This is a genomic window from Micromonospora sp. CPCC 205546, assembly GCF_036902715.1.
Taxonomy (GTDB): domain Bacteria; phylum Actinomycetota; class Actinomycetes; order Mycobacteriales; family Micromonosporaceae; genus Micromonospora.
In genome coordinates, this window is the sequence record NZ_JBAKHL010000017.1 from 1 (window position 1) to 21,236 (window position 21,236).

Annotated in this window: 17 protein-coding genes, 2 tRNA genes and 1 pseudogene; 16 read left to right on the plus strand and 4 right to left on the minus strand. The window is 73.0% G+C overall.

Going from position 1 to position 21,236, the window contains the following annotated elements; translation table 11 throughout:
• The first annotated feature begins 168 nt into the window (after nucleotides 1-168).
• The 9 genes from V6U77_RS11305 to V6U77_RS11345 all read left to right on the plus strand — a co-directional run bounded on the left by V6U77_RS11305 (nucleotide 169) and on the right by V6U77_RS11345 (nucleotide 13,063).
• Nucleotides 169-1,086: a sugar phosphate isomerase/epimerase family protein gene (locus V6U77_RS11305; protein WP_334606222.1), complete on the plus strand. Its 918-nt coding sequence runs from the start codon at nucleotides 169-171 to the stop codon at nucleotides 1,084-1,086.
• A gap of 35 nt (nucleotides 1,087-1,121) precedes the next feature.
• Nucleotides 1,122-1,724: an EboA domain-containing protein gene (locus tag V6U77_RS11310; RefSeq protein ID WP_334606223.1), complete on the plus strand. Its 603-nt coding sequence runs from the start codon at nucleotides 1,122-1,124 to the stop codon at nucleotides 1,722-1,724.
• Nucleotides 1,724-2,581 (plus strand): TatD family hydrolase, encoded by an 858-nt coding sequence (locus tag V6U77_RS11315; protein WP_334606224.1) that lies wholly within the window; start codon nucleotides 1,724-1,726, stop codon nucleotides 2,579-2,581. Before V6U77_RS11310 ends, V6U77_RS11315 begins: the two co-directional genes overlap by 1 nt.
• A complete protein-coding gene (gene eboE / locus V6U77_RS11320) occupies nucleotides 2,581-3,792 on the plus strand; it encodes a metabolite traffic protein EboE (RefSeq protein WP_334606225.1) in 1,212 nt (403 codons plus the stop codon). Before V6U77_RS11315 ends, eboE begins: the two co-directional genes overlap by 1 nt.
• Nucleotides 3,789-5,294 carry an alkaline phosphatase family protein gene (locus V6U77_RS11325; protein ID WP_334606226.1) on the plus strand — a complete coding sequence of 502 codons (1,506 nt, stop codon included), beginning with the start codon at nucleotides 3,789-3,791 and terminating at the stop codon, nucleotides 5,292-5,294. The genes eboE and V6U77_RS11325 overlap by 4 nt, the downstream gene beginning before the upstream one ends.
• The gene (locus V6U77_RS11330) at nucleotides 5,291-6,355 is read left to right on the plus strand and encodes a polyprenyl synthetase family protein (RefSeq protein WP_334606227.1); all 1,065 of its coding nucleotides are present in this window, start codon (nucleotides 5,291-5,293) and stop codon (nucleotides 6,353-6,355) included. The genes V6U77_RS11325 and V6U77_RS11330 overlap by 4 nt, the downstream gene beginning before the upstream one ends.
• Before the next feature lie 317 nt (nucleotides 6,356-6,672).
• Nucleotides 6,673-9,537 (plus strand): PQQ-dependent sugar dehydrogenase, encoded by a 2,865-nt coding sequence (locus tag V6U77_RS11335; RefSeq protein WP_334606228.1) that lies wholly within the window; start codon nucleotides 6,673-6,675, stop codon nucleotides 9,535-9,537.
• Between the two features lie 75 nt (nucleotides 9,538-9,612).
• Nucleotides 9,613-11,721, plus strand: a complete 2,109-nt coding sequence (locus V6U77_RS11340; protein WP_334606229.1) for a ThuA domain-containing protein — start codon at nucleotides 9,613-9,615, stop codon at nucleotides 11,719-11,721.
• A 334-nt stretch (nucleotides 11,722-12,055) separates the two neighbouring features.
• Entirely contained in the window at nucleotides 12,056-13,063 is a 1,008-nt protein-coding gene (locus V6U77_RS11345; RefSeq protein ID WP_334606230.1) for a sugar phosphate isomerase/epimerase family protein, read from the plus strand.
• Nucleotides 13,064-13,201: 138 nt separating this feature from the next.
• On the opposite strand, the gene V6U77_RS11350 is transcribed toward V6U77_RS11345, so the two are convergent.
• The gene (locus V6U77_RS11350) at nucleotides 13,202-13,603 is read right to left on the minus strand and encodes a hypothetical protein (protein WP_334606231.1); all 402 of its coding nucleotides are present in this window, start codon (nucleotides 13,601-13,603) and stop codon (nucleotides 13,202-13,204) included.
• Nucleotides 13,604-13,876: 273 nt separating this feature from the next.
• On the opposite strand from V6U77_RS11350, the gene V6U77_RS11355 reads away from it, so the two are divergent.
• The 5 genes and pseudogenes from V6U77_RS11355 (at nucleotide 13,877) to V6U77_RS11375 (ending at nucleotide 18,347) form a co-directional block, all read left to right on the plus strand.
• Nucleotides 13,877-13,949, plus strand: a tRNA-Asn gene (locus V6U77_RS11355).
• Nucleotides 13,950-14,282: 333 nt separating this feature from the next.
• Nucleotides 14,283-15,522, plus strand: a pseudogene (locus tag V6U77_RS11360) (NAD(P)/FAD-dependent oxidoreductase).
• A gap of 43 nt (nucleotides 15,523-15,565) precedes the next feature.
• Nucleotides 15,566-16,516 (plus strand): hypothetical protein, encoded by a 951-nt coding sequence (locus V6U77_RS11365; protein ID WP_334606232.1) that lies wholly within the window; start codon nucleotides 15,566-15,568, stop codon nucleotides 16,514-16,516.
• Entirely contained in the window at nucleotides 16,513-18,207 is a 1,695-nt protein-coding gene (locus tag V6U77_RS11370) for a M16 family metallopeptidase (RefSeq protein ID WP_334606233.1), read from the plus strand. The genes V6U77_RS11365 and V6U77_RS11370 overlap by 4 nt, the downstream gene beginning before the upstream one ends.
• A gap of 63 nt (nucleotides 18,208-18,270) precedes the next feature.
• Nucleotides 18,271-18,347, plus strand: a tRNA-Ile gene (locus tag V6U77_RS11375).
• 14 nt (nucleotides 18,348-18,361) lie between these two features.
• Here V6U77_RS11375 and V6U77_RS11380 read toward each other — a convergent pair.
• The 3 genes from V6U77_RS11380 to V6U77_RS11390 form a co-directional block, all read right to left on the minus strand.
• Nucleotides 18,362-18,547, minus strand: a complete 186-nt coding sequence (locus tag V6U77_RS11380; protein WP_334606234.1) for a hypothetical protein — start codon at nucleotides 18,545-18,547, stop codon at nucleotides 18,362-18,364.
• A 452-nt stretch (nucleotides 18,548-18,999) separates the two neighbouring features.
• Entirely contained in the window at nucleotides 19,000-19,563 is a 564-nt protein-coding gene (locus tag V6U77_RS11385; protein ID WP_334606235.1) for a hypothetical protein, read from the minus strand.
• Nucleotides 19,564-19,738: 175 nt separating this feature from the next.
• Nucleotides 19,739-20,074, minus strand: a complete 336-nt coding sequence (locus V6U77_RS11390) for a hypothetical protein (protein WP_334606236.1) — start codon at nucleotides 20,072-20,074, stop codon at nucleotides 19,739-19,741.
• A gap of 189 nt (nucleotides 20,075-20,263) precedes the next feature.
• Here V6U77_RS11390 and V6U77_RS11395 point away from each other — a divergent pair, with 189 nt between their 5' ends.
• Both V6U77_RS11395 and V6U77_RS11400 read left to right on the plus strand, forming a co-directional pair.
• Entirely contained in the window at nucleotides 20,264-20,581 is a 318-nt protein-coding gene (locus V6U77_RS11395) for a PadR family transcriptional regulator (protein WP_334606237.1), read from the plus strand.
• 14 nt (nucleotides 20,582-20,595) lie between these two features.
• Nucleotides 20,596-21,228: a hypothetical protein gene (locus V6U77_RS11400; RefSeq protein WP_334606238.1), complete on the plus strand. Its 633-nt coding sequence runs from the start codon at nucleotides 20,596-20,598 to the stop codon at nucleotides 21,226-21,228.
• Nucleotides 21,229-21,236: the final 8 nt, after the last annotated feature.

Genomic DNA, 21,236 nt, shown 5'->3' on the forward strand with positions numbered 1-21,236 from the left:
GGCCGACCCCCGCGCCGGCCGGGTGCGGGCGGCGGTGGGAGCGGGGATCACGGGCCTGCCCGCGCTGCAGGGCGCCCTCGCCGCGCGCGCCGGGGCCGGGCTGCTGGGGCTGGCGGTGGCCGCGGCCGTGCCGCTCGGCGGCCGGCTGGCCCGGAAGGTCTCCCCGACGTGACCGCCCCACGGATTCCCCCGCAGGGCGACGGCCCGCGCTTCGGCTACGGGACCAACGGGTTCGCCAACCACCGGCTCAGCGACGCGCTCGCCGTCGTCGCCGACCTTGGCTACCGGGGCGTGGCGCTCACCCTGGACCACGACCACCTCGACCCGTTCGCGCCCGCGCTGGCCCGTCGGGTGGCCGCCGTCGCCCGCCGGCTCGCGGCGCTCGACCTCGCCGTGGTCGTCGAGACCGGCGCCCGCTACCTGCTCGACCCGTGGCACAAGCACGCCCCGACGCTGCTGCACGACGACCCGGCGCGCCGCGTCGAGTTCCTGCGCCGGGCCGTCCGGATCGGCGCCGACCTGGGCGCGGAGGCCGTCTCGTTCTGGGCGGGCGTCCGGCCGGAGAACGTCGAACCGGCGACCGCCTGGGACCGGCTGGTCGCCGGCTGCGCGACGGTCCTCGACGCCGCCGAGGCGGCCGGGACGACCCTCGGCTTCGAGCCGGAGCCGGGCATGCTGGTCGAGGACATCGCCGGCTGGCGTCGGCTGCGTGGCGCCCTGGGCGACCCGGCCCGCTTCGGCATCACCCTCGACATCGGCCACTGCCGCTGCCTGGAGCCGCGACCGGTCCCCGACTGCGTGCGCGAGGTGGGCGCGCACCTGGTCAACGTGCAGATCGACGACATGCGCCGGGGCGTGCACGAGCACCTGGAGTTCGGCACCGGCGAGATCGACTTCCCGCCCGTGCTGCGCGCCCTGGGCGACGCCGGCTACCGGGGCCTGGTCGCCGTGGAGCTGCCCCGGCACTCGCACGCCGCCCCCGCCGTCGCGGCCCGCTCCCTCGACTTCCTGCGCGCCGCCGCGAAGGAGGCGGCGCGACCGGGACCGGGTGCCACCGGAAAGGAAGCGGCGCGACCGGAACGGTGACGGGGCCACGTCGGCAGCACGAGAGAGGAGACGGGATGACACCGGATTCACTGCGGGCCGCGCTGCGGGGCGTACCCGATCCCGACTGGCTCGACGCGGCGCTGCGGCGGGTGGCGGCCGAACCGGCGGCGATCGACCGCCTCTTCCCGGCCGCCGGGCGGCGCTGCGGCCGGGCACCGCTGCCCGCCGCGCCCGGCTGGAGCGCCGACGAGGCGGCCCGGGCCCTGCTGCTGGCCGCGCTGCCGGGCGAGCACGCCACGCACGCGCAGACCCGCTACCGGCAGGGCGACGCCGCCGAGAAGCGCGCCGTGCTCAAGGCCCTGCCGCTGCTGCCGGTCGGCGCGGCGGGGGTGCCGCTGCTGCACGACGCGATCCGCACCAACGACACCCGGCTGCTGACCGCCGCCCTCGGCCCGTACGCCCGGCACCTCGACGCGGCGGCCTGGCGGCAGGCGGTGCTCAAGTGCGTCTTCACCGGCGTGCCGCTGGCCGTGGTGCACGACCTCGACGCCCGCGCCGACGGCGAACTCGCGGAGATGCTCGCCGCGCTGGCCGCCGAGCGGCAGGCCGCCGGGCGCGTCCTGCCGGCGGACGCGACCGACCTGCTCACCCGGCTGCGCGCGAACCAGGAGGCGTGATGCGCATCTTCGACCCGCACATCCACATGACCTCGCGGACCACCGACGACTACGAGCGGATGGCCGCCGCCGGCGTGCGGGCGGTGGTGGAGCCGGCGTTCTGGCTCGGTCAGCCCCGCACCAGCGCCGCCTCCTTCGCCGACTACTTCGACTCCCTGGTCGGCTGGGAGCCGTTCCGGGCCGGGCAGTTCGGCATCCGCCACCACGCCACCGTCGCGCTGAACCCGAAGGAGGCCAACGACCCGCGCTGCCGCCCGGTGCTGGACCTGCTGCCGCGCTACCTCGACAAGGACGCCGTGGTGGCGGTCGGCGAGATCGGCTACGACTCGATGACCCCCGAGGAGGACGAGGCGTTCGCCGCCCAGCTCGCCCTGGCCGTGACGCACGACCTGCCGGCCCTGGTGCACACCCCGCACCGGGACAAGGTCCGGGGCGTCGAACGCAGCCTCGCCGTGGTCGCCGAGTCCGGCGTCGCGCCGGGCCGGGTGGTGCTCGACCACCTCAACGAGGTGACGGTGGGGCTGGTCCGCGACACCGGCTGCTGGCTGGGCTTCTCCATCTATCCCGACACCAAGATGTCGCCGCCGCGCATGGTGGAGCTGCTGCGGGCGTACGGGACCGAGCGGGTGCTGGTCAACTCGGCGGCGGACTGGGGGCGCTCGGACCCGCTGCTCACCCGGGCCACCGGGGAGGCGATGCTGCTGGCCGGCTTCACCGACGACGACGTGGACCGGGTGCTGTGGCGCAACCCGGTCGAGTTCTACGGCCAGTCGGGGCGGCTCGACCTGACGGACCTGGACGTCGACGCGGCGGACGGCACCTGGGCGGGCAACTCGATCCTGCGCGGCGGCAGCTGATGCGGCTGCGGCACGCCGGCGGCGACACCGTCCACCTCGGCTACTGCACGAACGTGCACCCCGCCGAGGACCTCGCCGGCATCGTGCGCCAGCTGGACACCCACGCCGTGCCCGTACGCGAGGCGCTCGGCGCGGACCTGCTCGGCCTCGGGCTGTGGCTGGCCGCCCCGGTCGCCGCCGAGCTGGCCGCCGACCCGGCCGCCCGTCGCCGGCTGCGCGCGGGGCTGACCGCCCGGGGGCTGGAGGTGGTCACCCTCAACGGCTTCCCGTACGCGGCCTTCCAGGCGCCCGTCGTCAAGGGCGACGTCTACCAGCCGGACTGGACCACGCCCGAGCGGCTCGCGTACACCCTGGACCTGGCCCGGGTGCTGGCCGACCTGCTGCCCGACGATGCGGCCCGGGGCTCGGTCTCCACCCTGCCGCTGGCCTGGCGGCGACCCTGGGACGCCGCCCGCGCGGACGCCGCCCGCCGCCGCCTCGACCAGCTCGCGGCCGGTCTCGCGGCCGTCGAGCGGGAGACGGGCCGGCCGGTGCGGGTCGGCTTCGAGCCGGAGCCGGGCTGCGTGGTGGAGAGCACCGGCCAGGCCGTCGCGGCCCTGTCCGGCCTGGACACCGACCGGCTCGGCGTCTGCCTGGACCTCGCCCACCTCGCCTGCGCCTGGGAGGAGCCGGCCGACGCGCTGCGCCGGCTGCGCACGGCCGGCCTGCCGGTGGTGAAGGTGCAGGTCTCGGCCGCCATCGAGGCCCCCGCCGGGGCGACGGCGGCGCTGCGCCGCTGGGTGGAGCCGCGCTTCCTGCACCAGACCCGCGCCGCCGGCTGCGCGGGCGCGGCGGACCCGGCCGACCCCGCCCACGCCGCCGACGACCTGGACGCCGCCCTGGCCGCGCGGCTGCCCGGGCCGTGGCGGGTGCACTACCACGTGCCGCTGCACGCCCCGCCCGAGCCGCCGCTGGGCTCCACCCTGCCGGTGCTGCGCGCCGCGCTGGCCGCGCTCTACGCCGGGCCCGGACCGGGCTGCGACCACCTCGACGTCGAGACGTACACCTGGGGGGTGCTGCCGGCCGCGCGGCGCCCGCGCACCGCCGCGGAGCTGGCCGCCGGCATCGCCGCGGAGCTGGCCTTCGCCCGCGCCGAGCTGGTCGCCCTGGGCCTGACGCCAACGGATCAGCTGTCGCACGGCGACGCCGGGCGCAGCGGGGTGACGGCATGAGCAGGCGGCTGGTGGTGCTGGACGTGGTGGGGCTGACCCCTCGGCTGCTGGCGCACATGCCCCGGCTGCGCGCGGTCGCCGACGCCGGCTTCCGCGCCGAACTCGGCACGGTGCTGCCCGCGCTGACCTGCCCGGTGCAGTCGACGTTCCTCACCGGGGCGCTCCCGGCCGGGCACGGCGTCGTCGGCAACGGGTGGTACTTCCGCGACCTCGGCGAGGTGCTGCTCTGGCGGCAGCACCACGCCCTGGTCGGCGGCGAGAAGCTGTGGCAGGCGGCCCGCCGCGTCGAGCCGGGCTTCACGGTCGCCAACGTCTGCTGGTGGTACGCCATGGGCGCCGACGTGGACTGGACGGTCACCCCGCGCCCCGTCTACCGCGCGGACGGGCGCAAGGAGCCGGACTGCTACACCGACCCGCCGGAGCTGCACGACGACCTCACCGACCGGCTGGGCACCTTCCCGCTGTTCAGCTACTGGGGACCGGGCGCCGGGCTGACGTCGTCGGCGTGGATCTGCCGGGCCGCCGAGCTGATCCTCGCCGAGCAGTCCCCGGACCTGACCCTGGTCTACGTCCCGCACCTCGACTACGACCTGCAACGCCACGGCCCCTCGTCGCCCCGGGCCGCCGCCGCGGCGGCCGAGCTGGACGGGGTGCTCGGGCCGCTGCTGGACGCCGCCCGCGCCCGCGACGCCACCGTGGTGGTGCTCTCCGAGTACGGCATCACCGACGTCTCCCGCCCGGTCGACGTCAACCGGCTGCTGCGCGCCGAGGGGCTGCTGCGGGTGCACACCCAGGCCGGCATGGAGTACCTCGACCCGTGGACCTCGCGGGCCTTCGCGGTGGCCGACCACCAGGTGGCGCACGTCTACGTCCGCGACCCGGCCGACGTGCCGGCGGTGGCGGCGCTCTGCGCCGGGCTGCCCGGGGTGGCCGAGGTGCTCGACGCCGACGGCCGGGCCGCGTACGGGCTGGACCACCCGCGCGCCGGGGAGCTGGTGCTCGTCGCCGCGCCGGACGCCTGGTTCACCTACTACTACTGGCTCGACGACGCCCGCGCGCCCGACTTCGCCAGGCTGGTGGAGATCCACCGGAAGCCGGGGTACGACCCCGCCGAGCTGTTCTTCGACCCGGCCGCGCCGGGCGCGGCGAAGCGGCGGGCCGCCTTGGCGCTGGCCCGCAAGAAGCTCGGGCTGCGCTACCTGATGGGCGTGGTGGGGCTGGACGCCGGCGCCCGGGCGGTGCGGGGGTCGCACGGGCGGCTCCCCGCAGACCCGGCCGACGGGCCGGTGCTGCTCTGCTCCGATGCGTCCGCCGCCCGGGGCCGGGTCGCCGCGACCGAGGTCAAGGCCCTGTTGCTGGAGCTGGCGGGGCTGGCGTCCCCGGCTCCCGGCGCGGTCGCGCCACCGGCCTTCGGCGCGGTCCCGCCGCCGCGTGGCGTCGCGCCGCCGTCGGTCGCGCCGCCCACCCCGGCGACGGGTCGGCGGACCGGGGAGGGGCCGTGACCGTCGACGCCGCGACCGACACGGGCGGGCTGCGGACCCGGTTCGACGCCGCGCTCGCCGACTTCCTCGCCCGGCAGGGCCAGGACTGGCCGGACGGTGCGCCCCGGGGCGTCTTCACCGCGCTGCACCGGTTCGTGCTGGCCGGCGGCAAGCGGCTGCGTCCGCTCTTCTGCTACTGGGGCTGGCGGGGCGCGGGCGGCGCGGACGGCGCCCCGATCGTGGCGGCCGCCGCCGCGCTGGAGCTGTTCCACGCGTTCGCGCTGATCCACGACGACATCCTGGACGGCAGCGACCGCCGCCGGGGTGGGCCGTCGGTGCACCGGCTCTTCGCCGACCTGCACGCCCGCTCGGCCTGGCGGGGCGACCCCGAGGCGTACGGGCGCAACACCGCCCTGCTCTGCGGCGACCTCTGCGCCGCCTGGTCCGACCAGATGTTCCACGAGTGCGGCCTGGAGCCCGGGCGGGTGCACCGGGGGTACGCGGTCTACGCGCTGATGCGTACCGAGGTGATCGCCGGGGAGTACCTGGACCTGGTTTCGGGAGTGGGCGACGGGTCGGTGGCGAGCGCGCTGACCGTGGTGCGGATGAAGGCGGCCCGCTACACGGTCACCCGGCCGTTGCAGATCGGGGCGACGCTGGCCGGGGCCGGAGCGGAAATTCTCGCCGCGCTGGCCGAGTTCGGCGACCCGTTGGGCGACGCGTTCCAGCTGCGCGACGACGTGCTGGGGGTCTTCGGGGACCCGGCGGTCACCGGCAAGTCGGTCCTGGACGACCTGCGCGAGGGCAAGCCGACGGTGATGATGGCGCTGGCCCGTGGCGCCGCCGACCGGGCGCAGGCCGCGCGGCTGCGGGAGCTGTTCGGCAACCCGGCGCTGGACGGCGACGGCGCCGACGAGCTGCGGAAGATCATCGAGGCCACCGGGGCCCGCGAGCGGATCGAGGGGATGATCCGCGTGCGGGCCGAGGCCGCGCTGGCGGCCCTGGCGTCGGCCCCGGTGACCGCCGAGGCCCGCGCCGCCCTGACCGCCCTCGCCGCGCAGGCCGTCGACCGTCCCCGCTGAGCCGCCCCCCGTACCGCCCCGCGGCGACTTTCGACGGGATTGACGAAAGTTGGTGCCGATTGGGCGGAAGGTATGGACACATCGATGCAGGCCATTTAATGTCGGGCCATCACGAATGTGTTTCGTCGAGGTGAACCGGCGGCGCGGGAACCCATCGACTGGTGACCTCCGAACGACGGGGTCCACCCCGTCTCTCGCAGGTCACGGCCGGCCGGGCACGGCACCCGGCGGGCCGACCGCATCCCCGCTACGGCAACCGGCGCGACGGCGCGCGCCCGCCCTGGCAGTCACTCGTCAGGAAGGGACGGCACCCCACGATGTCCACCCAGGACACCCCCATCCACCGGCTCCGACGACGGCTCTGCGCCGCCTCGGCGCTGCTGCTGGCCGCCACCGCCGGCACCGTCGCCCTCGGCGCCGGCCCGGCCACGCTGGGCGGCCCCACCCCGGCCCAGGCCCACCCCATCGTCGGCACCGACTTCCAGCAGGTCACCCTCGCCAAGGGCGTCGCCGAGGTCGGCGAACCCATGACGATCGCGGTGCTGCCGGACCGGTCGGTCCTGCACACCGCCCGCAACGGCACCGTCCGGCGTACGGACTCCGCCGGCACCACCTCAGTGATCGGCACGGTGGCCGTCTACACCCACGACGAGGAGGGGTTGCAGGGCGTCGGGGCCGACCCGAACTTCGCCAGCAACCGGCACATCTACCTCTACTACGCGCCGCCGCTGTCCACCCCGGCGGGCGACGCGCCGGCGACCGGCAGCGACTTCTCGGCCTGGCAGGGCGTCAACCGGCTCTCCCGGTTCACCCTCAACGCCGACTTCACGATCAACACCACCAGCAAGGTCGACATCCTCGACGTGCCCGCCGACCGGGGCATGTGCTGCCACGTCGGCGGCGACATCGACTTCGACGCCGCCGGCAACCTCTACCTCTCCACCGGCGACGACACCAACCCGTTCGACTCGGCCGGGTACGCGCCCATCGACGAGCGCACCAACCGCAACCCCGCGTACGACGCGCAGCGCAGCGCGGCCAACACCAACGACCTGCGCGGCAAGATCCTGCGGATCAAGGTGAACGCCAACGGCACGTACTCGATCCCGGCGGGAAACATGTTCGTCGACTCGGACGCGAGGACCCGCCCCGAGATCTACGCGATGGGCTTCCGCAACCCGTTCCGGATGAGCGTCGACCGGGCCACCGGCATCGTCCACGTCGGCGACTACGGCCCGGACGCCGGCACCACCAGCGCCCGGGGGCCGAGCGGCCAGGTCGAGTTCAACCGGGTCACCGGGCCCGGCAACTACGGCTGGCCGTACTGCACCGGCACCAACACCGCCACCGAGACGTACGCCGAGTGGGACTTCGCCGCCGGGACCGCCGGGGCGAAGTTCAACTGCGTCGGCGGGCCGGGCAACAACTCGTTCCGTAACACGGGCCTGCCCACCCTGCCCGGCGCGAAGCCGGCCTGGATCCGGTACGCCGGCGACGCCGGCACCCCGCCCGAGTTCGGCGGCGGCTCCGAGTCGCCGATGGCCGGCCCCGTCTACCGGTACGACGCCGCGCTGAACTCCACCACCAAGTTCCCGCAGTCCTTCGACGGGCAGTTCTTCGCCGGCGAACTCGGCCGGGGCTGGGTCAAGCCGATCCACCTCAACACCGACGGCTCACCGGGCGGCATCGACACGTTCCCGTGGAACGGCAAGCAGATCATGGACATGGCGTTCGGGCCCGAGGGCGCGCTCTACATCCTCGACTACGGCACCGGCTACTTCAACGGCGACGCCAACTCGGCGCTCTACCGCTACGACTACATCGCCGGCGGCAACCGGGCGCCGACCGCCGTCGCCACGGCCGACAAGACCTCGGGCGCGGCCCCGCTGACCGTGAACTTCTCCTCGGCCGGGTCCAGCGACCCCGACGGCGGGGCGCTCACGTACTCCTGGGCCTTCGGCGACGGCACCAGCTCGACGGCGGCCAACCCCAGCAAGACGTACACCGCCAACGGCACCTACCGGGTGACGTTGACCGTCCGCGACCCCCAGGGTGCCACCGGCACGGCGAACGTGCAGATCGGCGTCGGCAACACCGCGCCCACGGTCACCATCAACAGCCCGGCCAACGGCCAGCTGTTCAGCTACGGCGACACCGTGCCGTTCAGCATCACCGTGACCGACCCGGAGGACGGCGCCATCGACTGCACCAAGGTCAAGATGACCTACGTGCTGGGCCACGACAGCCACGGCCACCAGATCACCTCGAAGAACGGCTGCTCGGGCTCGATCACCATCCCCGTCGACGGCGAACACGACGACGCGGCGAACATCTTCGCCATCTTCGACGCCGAGTACACCGACGCCGGCGGGCTGACCACGCACAAGCAGCACACCCTCCAGCCGCGCAAGCGCCAGGCGGAGCACTTCAAGACCTCCTCCGGCGTCGGCACCTTCGACAAGGGCACCGCCGAGGGCGGCAAGACCGTCGGCGACATCAACAACGGCGACTGGATCGCGTTCGAGCCGTACCGGATCGACAACGTGACCTCGTTCAGCGCCCGGGTCTCCTCGGCCGGCGCCGGCGGGACCCTCCAGGTGCGGGTCGGCTCGCCCACCGGCACCGTGCTCGGCTCCGCGACCGTCCCGGTCACCGGCGCCTGGGACACGTTCACCACGGTCAGCGGCAGCATCTCCGGGGCGCCGGCCAGCACCGGCACGCTCTACCTGACCTTCGCCGGCACGGGCACCGGCGCCCTCTACGACGTGGACACGTTCGCCTTCACCACCGGCTCGGCGGTCCGCACCGGCCCGGTCGTCGGGCTCGGCGGCAAGTGCCTGGACGTGCGCAACGCCGCCACGGCCGACGGCACCCAGATCCAGATCTACGGCTGCAACGGCTCGGCGGCGCAGGCGTGGACGGTGACGCCGAACTCGACCGTGAAGGCGCTGGGCAAGTGCCTGGACATCTCCGGCGGCGGGTCCGCCGACGGCACGAAGATCCAGCTGTACGGCTGCAACGGCACCGGCGCGCAGAACTGGTCGGCCCAGGCGGACGGCACGCTGAAGAACCCGCAGACCGGCAAGTGCCTGGACGTCTCCGGCAACAATCCGGCCGACGGTCAGGCGGTGCACCTGTGGACCTGCCACACCGGCGCCAACCAGAAGTGGACCCTGCCCTGAGCTGAGGCGGGGAGGGGCCGCGTGCCCCTCCCCGCCCCGGCAGGCCCCTCGACAGCCCCGGCATTGGAGAGCGACATGCGCAGACTCCTCCGACCCCTGCTCGGCGCGGCCACCGCCGTCCTCGCCGTCCTCGCCTGCACCACCCCGGCCACCCCCGCCAGCGCCGCCGACGCCCCGTACGACGTGCTGGTCTTCTCGAAGACGGCCGGCTTCCGGCACGACTCCATCGCGGTCGGCACCCAGGCGATCCGCGACCTCGGCGCGGCCAACAACTTCACCGTCACCGCCACCGAGGATGCCGCCCAGTTCACCACCGCCAACCTGTCCCGCTACGAGGCGGTGGTCTTCCTCAACACCACCGGCGACGTGCTCGACGGCGCGCAGCAGAGCGCCTTCGAGTCGTACATCGGCGCCGGCGGCGGGTACGTCGGCGTGCACGCCGCCGCCGACACCGAGTACGGCTGGTCCTTCTACGGCAACCTGGTCGGGGCGTACTTCGCCTCGCACCCGCACATCCAGCAGGCGAACGTCAAGGCGGAGAACCGGGCGCACCCGGCGACGGCGCACCTGCCGCAGACCTGGACCCGCACCGACGAGTGGTACAACTACCAGACCAACGCCCGGTCCACGGCCCGGGTGCTGGCCACCCTCGACGAGTCCTCCTACACGGGCGGCTCGATGGGCGCCGACCACCCGCACTCCTGGTGCAAGGCCTACAGCGGCGGTCGGTCCTTCTACACCGGCGGCGGGCACACCCAGGCGTCGTACGCCGAGCCGGCGTTCCGCGCCCACCTGCTCGGCGGCATCCGGTACGCGGCCGGCCGGGCCAAGGCCGACTGCCGGCCCGAGACCGGCTACACGGCGCTCTACAACGGCTCCACGACCGGCTGGTCCCAGGCCGGGCCGGGCAGCTTCAGCAACGCCGACGCCACCCTCACCTCGGTCGGCGGGATGGGCCTGTACTGGTACAGCGCGAAGCAGTTCACCAACTACTCGCTGAAGCTGGACTGGCGGCTCGCCGGCGACGACAACTCCGGCGTCTTCATCGGCTTCCCGGCCTCCAGCGATCCCTGGTCGGCGGTGAACAACGGCTACGAGATCCAGATCGACGCCACCGACGCGGCGGACCGCACCACCGGCGCGGTCTACACCTTCAAGTCCGCCGACATCGCCGCCCGGGACGCGGCGCTCAACCCGCCGGGGGAGTGGAACACCTACGAACTGCTCGTCGAGGGCGAGCGCCTCCAGGTCTTCCTGAACGGAGTGAAGATCAACGACTTCACCAACACGGACCCGGTCCGCTCGCTCGCCGGCCACATCGGGCTGCAGAACCACGGCACCGGCGACGACGCCTCGTTCCGCAACATCCGGATCAAGGAACTCGGTGTCAACCCGCCGGGCGGGAACACCACCGTCCAGGCGGAGGCGTTCAGCTCGGCCGGCGGGGTCGCCCCGTTCGCCAAGACCGGCGCCAACGGCGGGCAGACCCTCGGGCACATCGACCCGGGCGACTGGGCCGCGTACGCCGGGCTCGACCTGACCGGCGTGACGTCCCTGCGGGCGCGGGTGGTCTCCGGTGGGCCGGGCGGCACCATCCAGGTGCGTACCGGGTCCACGACCGGCACCGTGCTCGGCTCCGTCGCCGTGCCGAACACGGGGAGCTGGACGACCTTCGCCGACGTCACGACCGCCCTGTCCGGGGTGCCGTCCGGCACCCGGGACCTCTACCTGACCTTCACCGGCTCGGGCACGGGCCTCTTCGACGTGGACGACTTCACCCTGGTCAGATCCGGAGGCAGCGGCGGCGTCGGCCCGATCCGGGGCCTGGGCGGCAAGTGCCTGGACGTGCGCAACAGCGCCACGGCCGACGGCACCCAGATCCAGATCTACGGCTGCAACGGCTCGGCGGCGCAGGCGTGGACGGTGACGCCGAACTCGACGGTGAAGGCGCTGGGCAAGTGCCTGGACGTCTCGGGTGGCGCGTCGGCGGACGGGACGAAGATCCAGTTGTGGACGTGCAACGGCACGGGTGCGCAGAACTGGTCGGCCCAGGCGGACGGCACGCTGAAGAACCCGCAGACCGGCAAGTGCCTGGACGTGTCGGGCAACAATCCGGCCGACGGTCAGGCGGTGCACCTGTGGACCTGCCACACCGGCGCCAACCAGAAGTGGACCCTGCCCTGAGCTGAGGCGGGGAGGGGCCGCGCGCCCCTCCCCGCTCCTTTCCGCGATCCCGCGGCCCGTGTCCGGCGTCCGCGTCGATCCCGCGGCCTGTGTCCGGAGGGCGCACGGTCGTGGGGAGGGGCGGGGCTTTCGTGGGGGGCCCGGCGGTCCTAGAGTGGGGTCGGCGACCGTGGCGGTTGCCGGTGACCGGCGGGAGGCGCAACCCGGCCGGGTCCAGGTGCGCACGCGCACCCACCGGCGCTCCGCCGCGTGCCGTCGCGCACCGGCCCCGACCGGCCACCCTCGCCCCGGTCACGCACCCACGGAATCCCCATCACCACAGGGGAGAAGCACCATGGCGCGACCCATCACACTCTTCACCGGCCAGTGGGCCGACCTTCCGTTCGAGGAGGTCTGCCGGCTCGCCGCCGAGTGGGGCTACGACGGGCTGGAGATCGCCTGCTGGGGCGACCACTTCGAGGTCGACAGGGCGCTCGCGGACGACTCGTACGTCGAACGGAAGCGGGAGACCCTGGCGAAGCACAACCTGGAGGTCTTCGCGATCTCCAACCACCTGGTCGGCCAGGCCGTCTGCGACCACCCGATCGACGAGCGGCACCAGGGCATCCTGCCCGCCCGGATCTGGGGCGACGGCGAGGCCGAGGGGGTACGCCGCCGCGCCGCCGAGGAGATCAAGGACACCGCGCGGGCGGCGGCGAGGCTCGGGGTGGACACCGTCGTCGGCTTCACCGGGTCGTCGATCTGGCACACCCTGGCGATGTTCCCGCCGGTGCCGCCGTCGATGATCGAGCGCGGCTACCAGGACTTCGCCGACCGGTGGAACCCGATCCTGGACGTCTTCGACGAGGTGGGGGTGCGCTTCGCCCACGAGGTGCACCCGAGCGAGATCGCGTACGACTACTGGACGACGAAGCGGACGCTGGAGGCGGTCGGGCACCGGCCCGCGTTCGGGCTGAACTGGGACCCGTCGCACTTCGTCTGGCAGGAGCTGGACCCGGTCAACTTCATCTTCGACTTCGCCGACCGGATCTACCACGTCGACTGCAAGGACGCGAAGGTGCGCACCGGCGACGGGCGGCGGGGCCGGCTCGCCTCGCACCTGCCGTGGGCGGACATGCGGCGCGGCTGGGACTTCGTCTCCACCGGCCACGGCGACGTGCCCTGGGAGGACTGCTTCCGCGCGCTGAACGCGATCGGCTACGCCGGCCCGATCTCGATCGAGTGGGAGGACGCCGGGATGGACCGCCTCGTCGGTGCCCCGGAGGCGTTGCAGTTCGTCCGCCGGCTCGCCTTCGACGCCCCAGCCGCGGCCTTCGACGCCGCGTTCAGCAGCAAGGACTGATCGGCCCCGGGCCCTCGTACCCGGCCCGTCCGGCCGCCGGCACCGCGGTCGGGCGGGCCTGCGCCGCCCCGCCCGGGGAGGACCACGCACACGAGCGGGCCGGTCGCCCGAAGGCGTCCGGCCCGCGCGAAGGTGTGATCAGAGGGCGCTGCCGTTGGTGCCCGAGCTGGACGGCTTGCTACGGGGCGTGGCGCTGGTCGACGTCGACCCGGAGGTCGAGGTCGTGCTCGACCCGGTGGCGCTCTTCGCACCGACCGTGGCCGGGGTGCCGGCGAACGCGTCGTCGGCGGCGGTCAGCTCCTGCTTCTGGCCGTTGCTGTTCAGCTTCTCGCCCAGCTTCGACTGGCCGAGCTTGTCCTTGCCCTCGCTGTAGAGACGGGTCGCCTGGGCCTGCGCGACACCGGCCGCCTCCTGGACGGTCGGGTGGTCGAGCACCTTGCGGCCCCGGATCACCAGCTCCTCGTACTTCTCCCGACCGGCACGGGCGCCCAGGACGAATCCCGCAGCCAGCCCGCCAAGGAACATCATCTTTCCGCGCATGGCGGCTCCTTCCGTACCTGACGCGCCGTCGTCCGGCGGGTTACCCCGCCGGTGGCGACCAAATCGCGCCTGCCTTCTCTGTCTGCAGCTAACTACCCATCCTGCTCTCCGCTCATACCTCCTTGTGCCGTGATGACGATTTGTCCGGTTTTAATGTAGTCTGCTCCGAGCCTCGACTCCGGAGGTAACCCCCTGGACCAACACCCCCCGCAATCCTGTACTCTTGTCCCCGTCGCACGGCGCAGCGAGATTCGGTGCCGGACGACGTAGCGGTCCCCCGTAGCTCAATTGGCAGAGCAGCCGGCTGTTAACCGGCAGGTTTTTGGTTCGAGTCCAAACGGGGGAGCTTCCACACCAGACGCCCGTCGGCCACGCCGGCGGGCGTTCGCCGTTGCGGGCGCCCACGCCGCCCCGCCGCCGCGTGGACCGGCCCCCCGTACCGGTGATCGTGCCCCGGCAGGGGGGTGGGGCGACCGGTTTCCCCACCTCCGCGGCGCCCGCCGGGCAGGATGGTCGACGTCGGCTCGGACTCCGGCTGCGTCGATCGGTGCGTCGATTCGTGGAGTGGGTACGGATCCCGGCGGAGGCGGCCGTCGGACGGGGCGCCCGCGCCGCCGTACGACATGCGTCGGGAGGCCCGGCGGCCGTGCCGGCCGCACGGGAAGCGGGGAGGTGCACGATGCTCGCGGAGACCGACGTGGTCGTGGTCGGCGGTGGCCTGGCCGGGCTCGCCGCCGCCCGGCGGCTGCACCGCGCCGGCGTGCCGTGGCGGCTGCTGGAGGCCGGCGACCGGCTCGGCGGCCGGGTCGCCACCGACGCCGTCGACGGCTACCTGCTGGACCGTGGCTTCCAGGTGCTCAACACGGCGTATCCCCGGCTCGGCACCCTGCTCGACGTCGACCGGCTGCGCCTCGGCCACTTCACCTCCGGCGTGCTGGTGCGCAGGGGCGACCGGCTGACCCGCCTCGTGAACCCGCTGCGCGAGCCCACCGGCGCGCCGGGCACCGCGCTGGCCGGCGTGGGCACGCTGCTCGACCGGCTGCGCTTCGCCGCGCTCGCCACGGCCTGCGCGACCCTGCCGAAGCAACGGCTGCTCGCCGCCCCGGAGACCACCACCGAGGCCGCCCTGCGCCGCGCCGGCCTCTCCGACGCGATCATCGAGGAGCTGCTGCGGCCGTTCCTGTCGGGCGTCCTCGTCGACCGGGAGCTGGAGACCTCCAGCCACGTGCTGGCGATGGTGCTGCGTTCCTTCGCCAGAGGCCGGATCGGCCTGCCCGCCGAGGGGATGGCCGCGCTGCCCCGCGCCGTCGCCGACCCGCTCCCGGCGGAGCTGATCGACCTGGACACCCCGGTCGCCGAGGTGGCGCCCGGCCGCGTCCGCACCCAGGCCGGCGACATCCGCTGCCGCGCCGTCGTGGTCGCCGTGGACCCGCCGGCGGCGGCCACGCTGCTGCCGGGTCTGCCGGCCGTACGCATGCACAGCTACGCCACCTACTACCACGGCACCCAGGAGCCACCGCTGGACGAGCCGATCCTGCTCGTCGACGGCGACCGGCGGAAGCTCGTCGCGAACACGGTGGTGGTCAGCCGGGCGGCAGCCACGTACGCGCCGGCCGGGTGGCACCTGGTCGCCACCTCGGTCGTCCGGCCCCTCGGCCCCGCCCGAGGCGACCGTACGGGCGGAACTCACCCGGCTGTACGGCCGGTCCACGGCGGACTGGACGCACCTGTCCACGGTGTCCGTTCCCGCCGCGCTGCCCGCCGCGCCCCCGCCACAGGGGCGGCTGCGCAAGCCGGTGGCGCTGGGGGAGGGCCTGTTCGTGGCCGGGGACCACCGCGACAGCCCCTCCATCCAGGGTGCCCTGGCGAGCGGCTGGCGCGCCGCCGGGGCCGTCCTGTCGGAGCTGCGTACCGGCTGAACGGTGGGTCACGGCCCGTTGAAGATCACTTATGCTCCTCGCCATGCCCGGAGCCCTTCCGCCGCCCGACTTCGACGCCGCAGCGGCGTACCCCCAGGTCGGTCAGGTGCGCGCGGCCCTCGCGGCCCGCGACTGGCCGGCCCTGCGCGCGCTCGTCGACGGGCAGGACCCGCACGGGCGGACCTTCCTCGTCGGTGAGGCCGGCGAGACCGAAGGCATCGAGGAGTTCCTCCGGGAGGTGCTGGCCCGGCGGCCCGACGACGCCGTCGCCGGCGCGATGCTCGGCGCGCACCTGATCCGGGCCGGCTGGCGGATCCGCTCGGCCTACCGCGCACAGCACGTCAGCCGCGAGCAGTTCGCCCGGTTCCACGCCCACCTGCGGCGCGCCGAGCAGGTGCTGATCGACGTCACCGCCCGGCACCCGGAGGACGCGGCGGCGTGGACGCAGCGGATCACCAACGCGCGGGGTCTCGAGCTCGGCCAGGCCGAGGCCCGCCGCCGCTACGACCAGCTCGCCAAGCACCACCCCCACCACCTGCCCGCCCAGGCGTCGCTGCTGCAGCAGTTCTGTCCCAAGTGGAGCGGAACCTGGGAGCGGGCGCACGGCTTCGCCCGGGAGTGCGCCGAGGCCGCCCCGCCCGGCGCCCCGAACGCGGTGCTCGTGGTCGAGGCCCACCTGGAGGAGGCGCTCGACCACGACGACCTCGGCAAGGCCAGCGCGCACCTGCGCGGCGCGCACGTGCGGCGCGAGATCCACCAGGCGGCGCAGCAGTCTGTCTGGCACCCCGGGTTCCGCGACGGTTGGGGCTGGGTCTGGGTGCGCAGCGTCTTCGCGATGGCGTTCTGCCTGCTGGAGGAGTACCCGGCGGCGGCCCGGCAGTTCGCGGCCATGGGGCGGCTCGGCGACGAGGCGATGTTCGGCTACGTCGGCGACCCGACCAGGCAGTTCCAGCGCTTCCGCGACAAGGCGTACGCGAAGGGTGGGCGGTCATGATCCAGGAACTGGACGTGGACGGGGTGCCCACGCTGCTCGCCCCCACCGGCGGGCCGATGCGTGCCGGGCTGACCTTCCGGGTCGGCACCGCCGACGAGACGCTCGCCCGCAGCGGCATCACCCACCTGCTGGAACACCTCGCGCTGGCACCCCTCGGGCTGGCCGACTACCACGTCAACGGCGCCACCGCCCCGGTGTTCACCACGTTCCACATGCAGGGCTCCGCGCAGGACATCGCCACCTTCCTCACCTCGGTCTGCGCCAACCTGACCGACCTGCCGACCGGCCGGCTGGACGTGGAGAAGGAGATCCTGCGCACCGAGCACAGCAGCCGGGGCACGGCGGCCGTCGACGACATCCCGCTGTGGCGCCACGGCGCCCGCGACTTCGGCATCACCAGCTATCCGGAGTGGGGGCTGGGCGCGCTCACCGCCGACGACCTGCGGCAGTGGGCGGCCCGCTGGTTCACCCGCGAGAACGCGGTGCTCTGGATCGCCGGGAAGGCCGTCCCCGCCGGGCTGCGCCTGACGCTGCCCGCGGGCGTACGCCAGCCGGTGCCGGCGGTGTCGTCGGCGCTGCCGCAGACCCCCGCGTACTTCGTCGGCGGCTCGCGGGCGGTGGTGCTGGACGCCGTCGTGCGGCGCCGGACCGCCGCGAGCGTCTTCGCCGGCGTGCTGGAGCGCGAGCTGTACCGGGCGCTGCGCCAGGACGGCGGGCTCTCCTACCAGACGACGGCGGGCTACGAGCCGCGCGGCGACGGCCACGCGACGCTGCGGGCGCTGGCCGACGCGCTGCCGGAGAAGCAGGACGCCGTGCTCGGCGGCTTCGTCGACACGCTCGCCAAGCTGCGCGTCGGCCGGATCGAACAGGCCGACCTCGACGCCGTCGTGGCGAAGCGGGAGGACTTCCTCGGCACCGCCGAGGTGGACGCGGCGCGGCTGCCGTCGTACGCCTTCAACGTGCTCACCGGCGAGCGCAACCTCACGGTCGACGAACACCGGGCCGAGCTGAAGGCCGTCGACACCGACGACGTGCACGAGGTGGCCCGCGAGGCGCTGGCCGGCGCGCTGCTGATGGTGCCCGAGGGGCACCGCGCCGACTGGGCCGGCTTCGCCGCGGCGCCCACCCGCTCGGCCGACACGGTGGCCGGCACCGCCTACCGCGAGAAGGAAGGCGACGGCGAGCTGCACGTCGGCGTCGACGGGGTGAGCTGGCTCGGCCACGGCGGCCCGCTCACCGTGCGGTACGCCGAATGCGCCCTCATGCTCGCCTGGCCCGACGGCGCCCGGCAGCTCATCGGCGACGACGCCATCTCGATGCGCATCGAACCGACCATGTTCGACCTGCACCCCGGCGCGATCCGCGTGATCGACTCCCAGGTGCCGGCCGACCGGCAGGTGGTCATGCCGGCGCGTGACCCGGACCGCATCCCGCAGCCACGGGCCGCGGCGGCCGGCGCCGGGCGGCGGGAGCCGGTGAAACGCTCCTGGTGGGAGATCCCGCTGATGATCGTCAGCGGCCTCGCCGCGCTGACGATCGGCGGGGGGACCTTCCTGCTCACGCTCGGCATGTTCATCACCGAGACCGCCGAGAGCGACGAGGGCTGGCTGTGGGGCGTCATCGCGGTGGGCTGGCTGCTCACTGTTATCCTCGCGTTGCCCATCGTGCTGCTGCGCCGACGACGCCGATGAGCGACGGCGCCGTTTCGTGCTGGCCGGTGATCCGCCGGGCGGGATAAGATCCGGCGCGGTGCTGGGGCGGTAGCTCAGCCGGTTAGAGCAGGGGACTCATAATCCCTCGGTCGCGGGTTCGAGCCCCGCCCGCCCCACCAGCCGTTCTTCCAGGTCAGCCATGCTGCCGACGACCCGGACGCGCCGCATCGAGGTCCGGACCCACGCCCTCGGTCCGCACTGAGTCCGCAGCAGCACGGCCCGCCGCCCGGTCGAGGCGGCCCGCCACCTGGTCCAAGTCGTCCTCGAACAGGTCCGCGTACACGTCCAGCGTCTTGGCCGCCGAGGCGTGCCCGAGCATCCGTTTGCACCGCCTTGACGTTGGCGCCCTCGGCCACCGCGAGACTGGCCGCTGTGTGCCGCAGCTCGTGCGGAAGTCAGGCCGGCGAGCCCGATCGAGTCCGCAGCCCGATCGCAGCCGGATGATCAGCCCGTGCGGCTCTGCCGCCGCCAGCTCGCTCACCTGGCCGTGCGTCAGGAACACCTTCTCGGAGCGTCCGATCCGGGGCAGCCGCACACCCGCCGCAACGTCACGAGTCAGCCGACCATCCCGAACAGCAGAGCCAGCAGCACCGAGAACACCCGATGAGCTTGCCGAACGGTGGACGGCGCAAGACCGGCCTGCGTCCACCTTGCCCCCCTCCGGGGAGGCTGGACGGTCTACGACTGCCCGACGAGGAGATCCGCCACAGAAGGTAGCCGCCCGCAAATTGTGACTGCGAGGTCTGGTCCAGCACGGCTGTTGGTCGAAGCTCAAGACGCCGGCCCGGGGCCGTGGTTCCCGTCGTAGTCGCCCAGATTCACCGACGACAACCGTTCGTCCCAGCCGTCCCAGTACACCTGCTTCTTCGAGCCCCAGTAGTAGTTGCGGTATCCCAACAGGTCGCCGTAGGCCTCATTGCGTTCCACGCTGTCGGGTGTTCCGAACGCGGTAAGGAACTCCCCATACGATCCGAGCGAACTGAAGTAGGCCAGGGGGCCGCGATCCGCACCATACAATGCGAAGCCGGCCACTGTTCCACCGGCAATCTTGTAGCTGATGTTGCCAGCGATGTGCAGCATGCCCCCAGCTTCGATAACGCTGTCGACTACCTCGCCGAGAGTGAGCCGCCGGCCGTCCGCACCGTAATATTCGAGCTCGGTGCCGTCACCACTCGTCTGCCTGTGAACGATTGGGGAGAGGGTGACTTGCTCGATCCGCTCTCGGTCGATGGAGTCAGCTGCGTTCGATCCGTAGCGAATCCCAGCGAGGGTCAGCGTCCGGAGATCAAGGAGGGGCCGGGCAAGGACATCGAGGCTGTCCAGGATCTCGATCACCGGACCAAGATACTCGTGGCATACAGCCATCCGTACAGGCAAGACTGCCCGCAAACCCCGACGCTGCCCGACAACCACGGACGAGCTGACCAGGCATGCGGTAACCCGACCAGCCACCCCTGATCTTCTTCTAGTCCTCAGGCCGGGCGGTGCCCGTTGGCGCGGGGGTTGAGGGTCAACGGCGGTCAGCTACCGCCCCGTCGCTTGCTAGCGTCTCCAGAAGCGCGATGATGGACTCGGGTGTCAGGTGGTAGTGACCTTCGACGTGCGCGCCGGGTTGGGCGTCGCGCGGGTCGAACCACATGACCTCGGCATACGGCCCTCGGAAAAGGACCAACTCTGCTTCACGCCACGGCATGGTGAAGCGGACAATCCAGGTTGGGTCCATACCTGGCGCCTCAAGCGGCCCATGCACCTCCAGCGCGACGCCCGGAGTCCGAAAGCCGTCTGCCCAGCTACGGATGGCCTGCCCGAGCTGAACGTCGATGATGTCGTACTCATCTTCTCCCACGCAGTCCTCCGAGAGGTTGCGCCAGGGCGTCGCCCACCGCGCCGACCCGGACAACCTCGCCACGACTATGGATCACGAGGGTGAGCGGTCCGCAACTAGGCCGTGTCTCGTGGATCCTGAGGGCCGCGAAGTGTCGACTCTTCAAGTCTCTGATAGACATCGCTAATCTACACATGTAGTTTAAGGCCCATGGAACCGCTCGCCCGTATAGGCAGGGCAACCGTTGACGTCCTGGCCGTCCTGCTTGACTCCGAGCAGCCGCGATGGGGGTTGGAGATCATCAAGGCCACCGGCCGGCCGTCCGGCACGGTCTACCCACTGTTGGACCGCCTGGAGAGAGCCGGATGGGTCACATCCTCCTGGGATGACCAGGATCGCAAGGGTGCCCGGCGGCGACTGTACGTACTGACGCGCGACGGGGCGACCGAGGCTCGCCGGATCTGCCAACGCGCCGCTCAGCGGAGCACGCTCCGGATCTCCACCGCTCGGCCGAACCTGGCCCGATGACAGCGTCCCGCCGAATGCGCCTCGCTCTGGCCCTCAGCCGGTTTGCCTCGGCCGCGTTGCCAGTCTCCGATGCCCGTTCGCGCTACCGCGAACAGTGGGAGGCCGACATACGCGGCGCCGCCGACATAGGGCTGTCGCCGCTGCGGCTCGCTCTCGGCGCCGTAGTGGCAGCCCTCCAACTTGCCGCTACCACCAGAAAGGGGACAGCAGTGCTTGCGTCAGGGAACATTGCGCTGGCCATCCGGGCAACCGGTGCGCCCCGCGTACGTACCGGCCTTGCAGTGACGCAATTGGGATTCGGCGGTCTATATGCGGTCGTGCTGGTGTTATACGCCGTCAGCCGGATCCGGTTGGGACTCGGCCACTATGAACTCACCCACGAAATGCACGACCCCAAGGACCTCGTGCCTTTCGGTTTCTCCCTGCTTAACCCCTGCACCTGGCTGTTCATGACCTCGCAGCTGTACATAATGCTTCATGGCTGGGTGCTCGGAGCTGTCCTCGCTGCAGGGTCACTCGTCCACGCGCTTACCGGCAACGACCGTCGGCGGTGGCTCTCCGTGACCGCGACGGCGGTCAGCGCCGTTGTGCTGGCCATCGCTCTCAGTGGCTTCGGCTGGGACATATTCGTTTGGGTCAGGGATTAGGGCGAGCG

Coding starts and splice junctions, on each gene's coding strand:
- V6U77_RS11335 (WP_334606228.1), top strand. CDS start 6,673: ATGTCCACCCAGGACACCCCCATCCACCGGCTCCGACGACGGCTCTGC.
- V6U77_RS11340 (WP_334606229.1), top strand. CDS start 9,613: ATGCGCAGACTCCTCCGACCCCTGCTCGGCGCGGCCACCGCCGTCCTC.
- V6U77_RS11310 (WP_334606223.1), top strand. CDS start 1,122: ATGACACCGGATTCACTGCGGGCCGCGCTGCGGGGCGTACCCGATCCC.
- V6U77_RS11345 (WP_334606230.1), top strand. CDS start 12,056: ATGGCGCGACCCATCACACTCTTCACCGGCCAGTGGGCCGACCTTCCG.
- eboE (WP_334606225.1), top strand. CDS start 2,581: ATGCGGCTGCGGCACGCCGGCGGCGACACCGTCCACCTCGGCTACTGC.
- V6U77_RS11350 (WP_334606231.1), bottom strand. CDS start 13,603: ATGCGCGGAAAGATGATGTTCCTTGGCGGGCTGGCTGCGGGATTCGTC.
- V6U77_RS11380 (WP_334606234.1), bottom strand. CDS start 18,547: ATGCTCGGGCACGCCTCGGCGGCCAAGACGCTGGACGTGTACGCGGAC.
- V6U77_RS11365 (WP_334606232.1), top strand. CDS start 15,566: ATGCCCGGAGCCCTTCCGCCGCCCGACTTCGACGCCGCAGCGGCGTAC.
- V6U77_RS11395 (WP_334606237.1), top strand. CDS start 20,264: ATGGAACCGCTCGCCCGTATAGGCAGGGCAACCGTTGACGTCCTGGCC.
- V6U77_RS11325 (WP_334606226.1), top strand. CDS start 3,789: ATGAGCAGGCGGCTGGTGGTGCTGGACGTGGTGGGGCTGACCCCTCGG.
- V6U77_RS11400 (WP_334606238.1), top strand. CDS start 20,596: ATGCGCCTCGCTCTGGCCCTCAGCCGGTTTGCCTCGGCCGCGTTGCCA.
- V6U77_RS11315 (WP_334606224.1), top strand. CDS start 1,724: ATGCGCATCTTCGACCCGCACATCCACATGACCTCGCGGACCACCGAC.
- V6U77_RS11370 (WP_334606233.1), top strand. CDS start 16,513: ATGATCCAGGAACTGGACGTGGACGGGGTGCCCACGCTGCTCGCCCCC.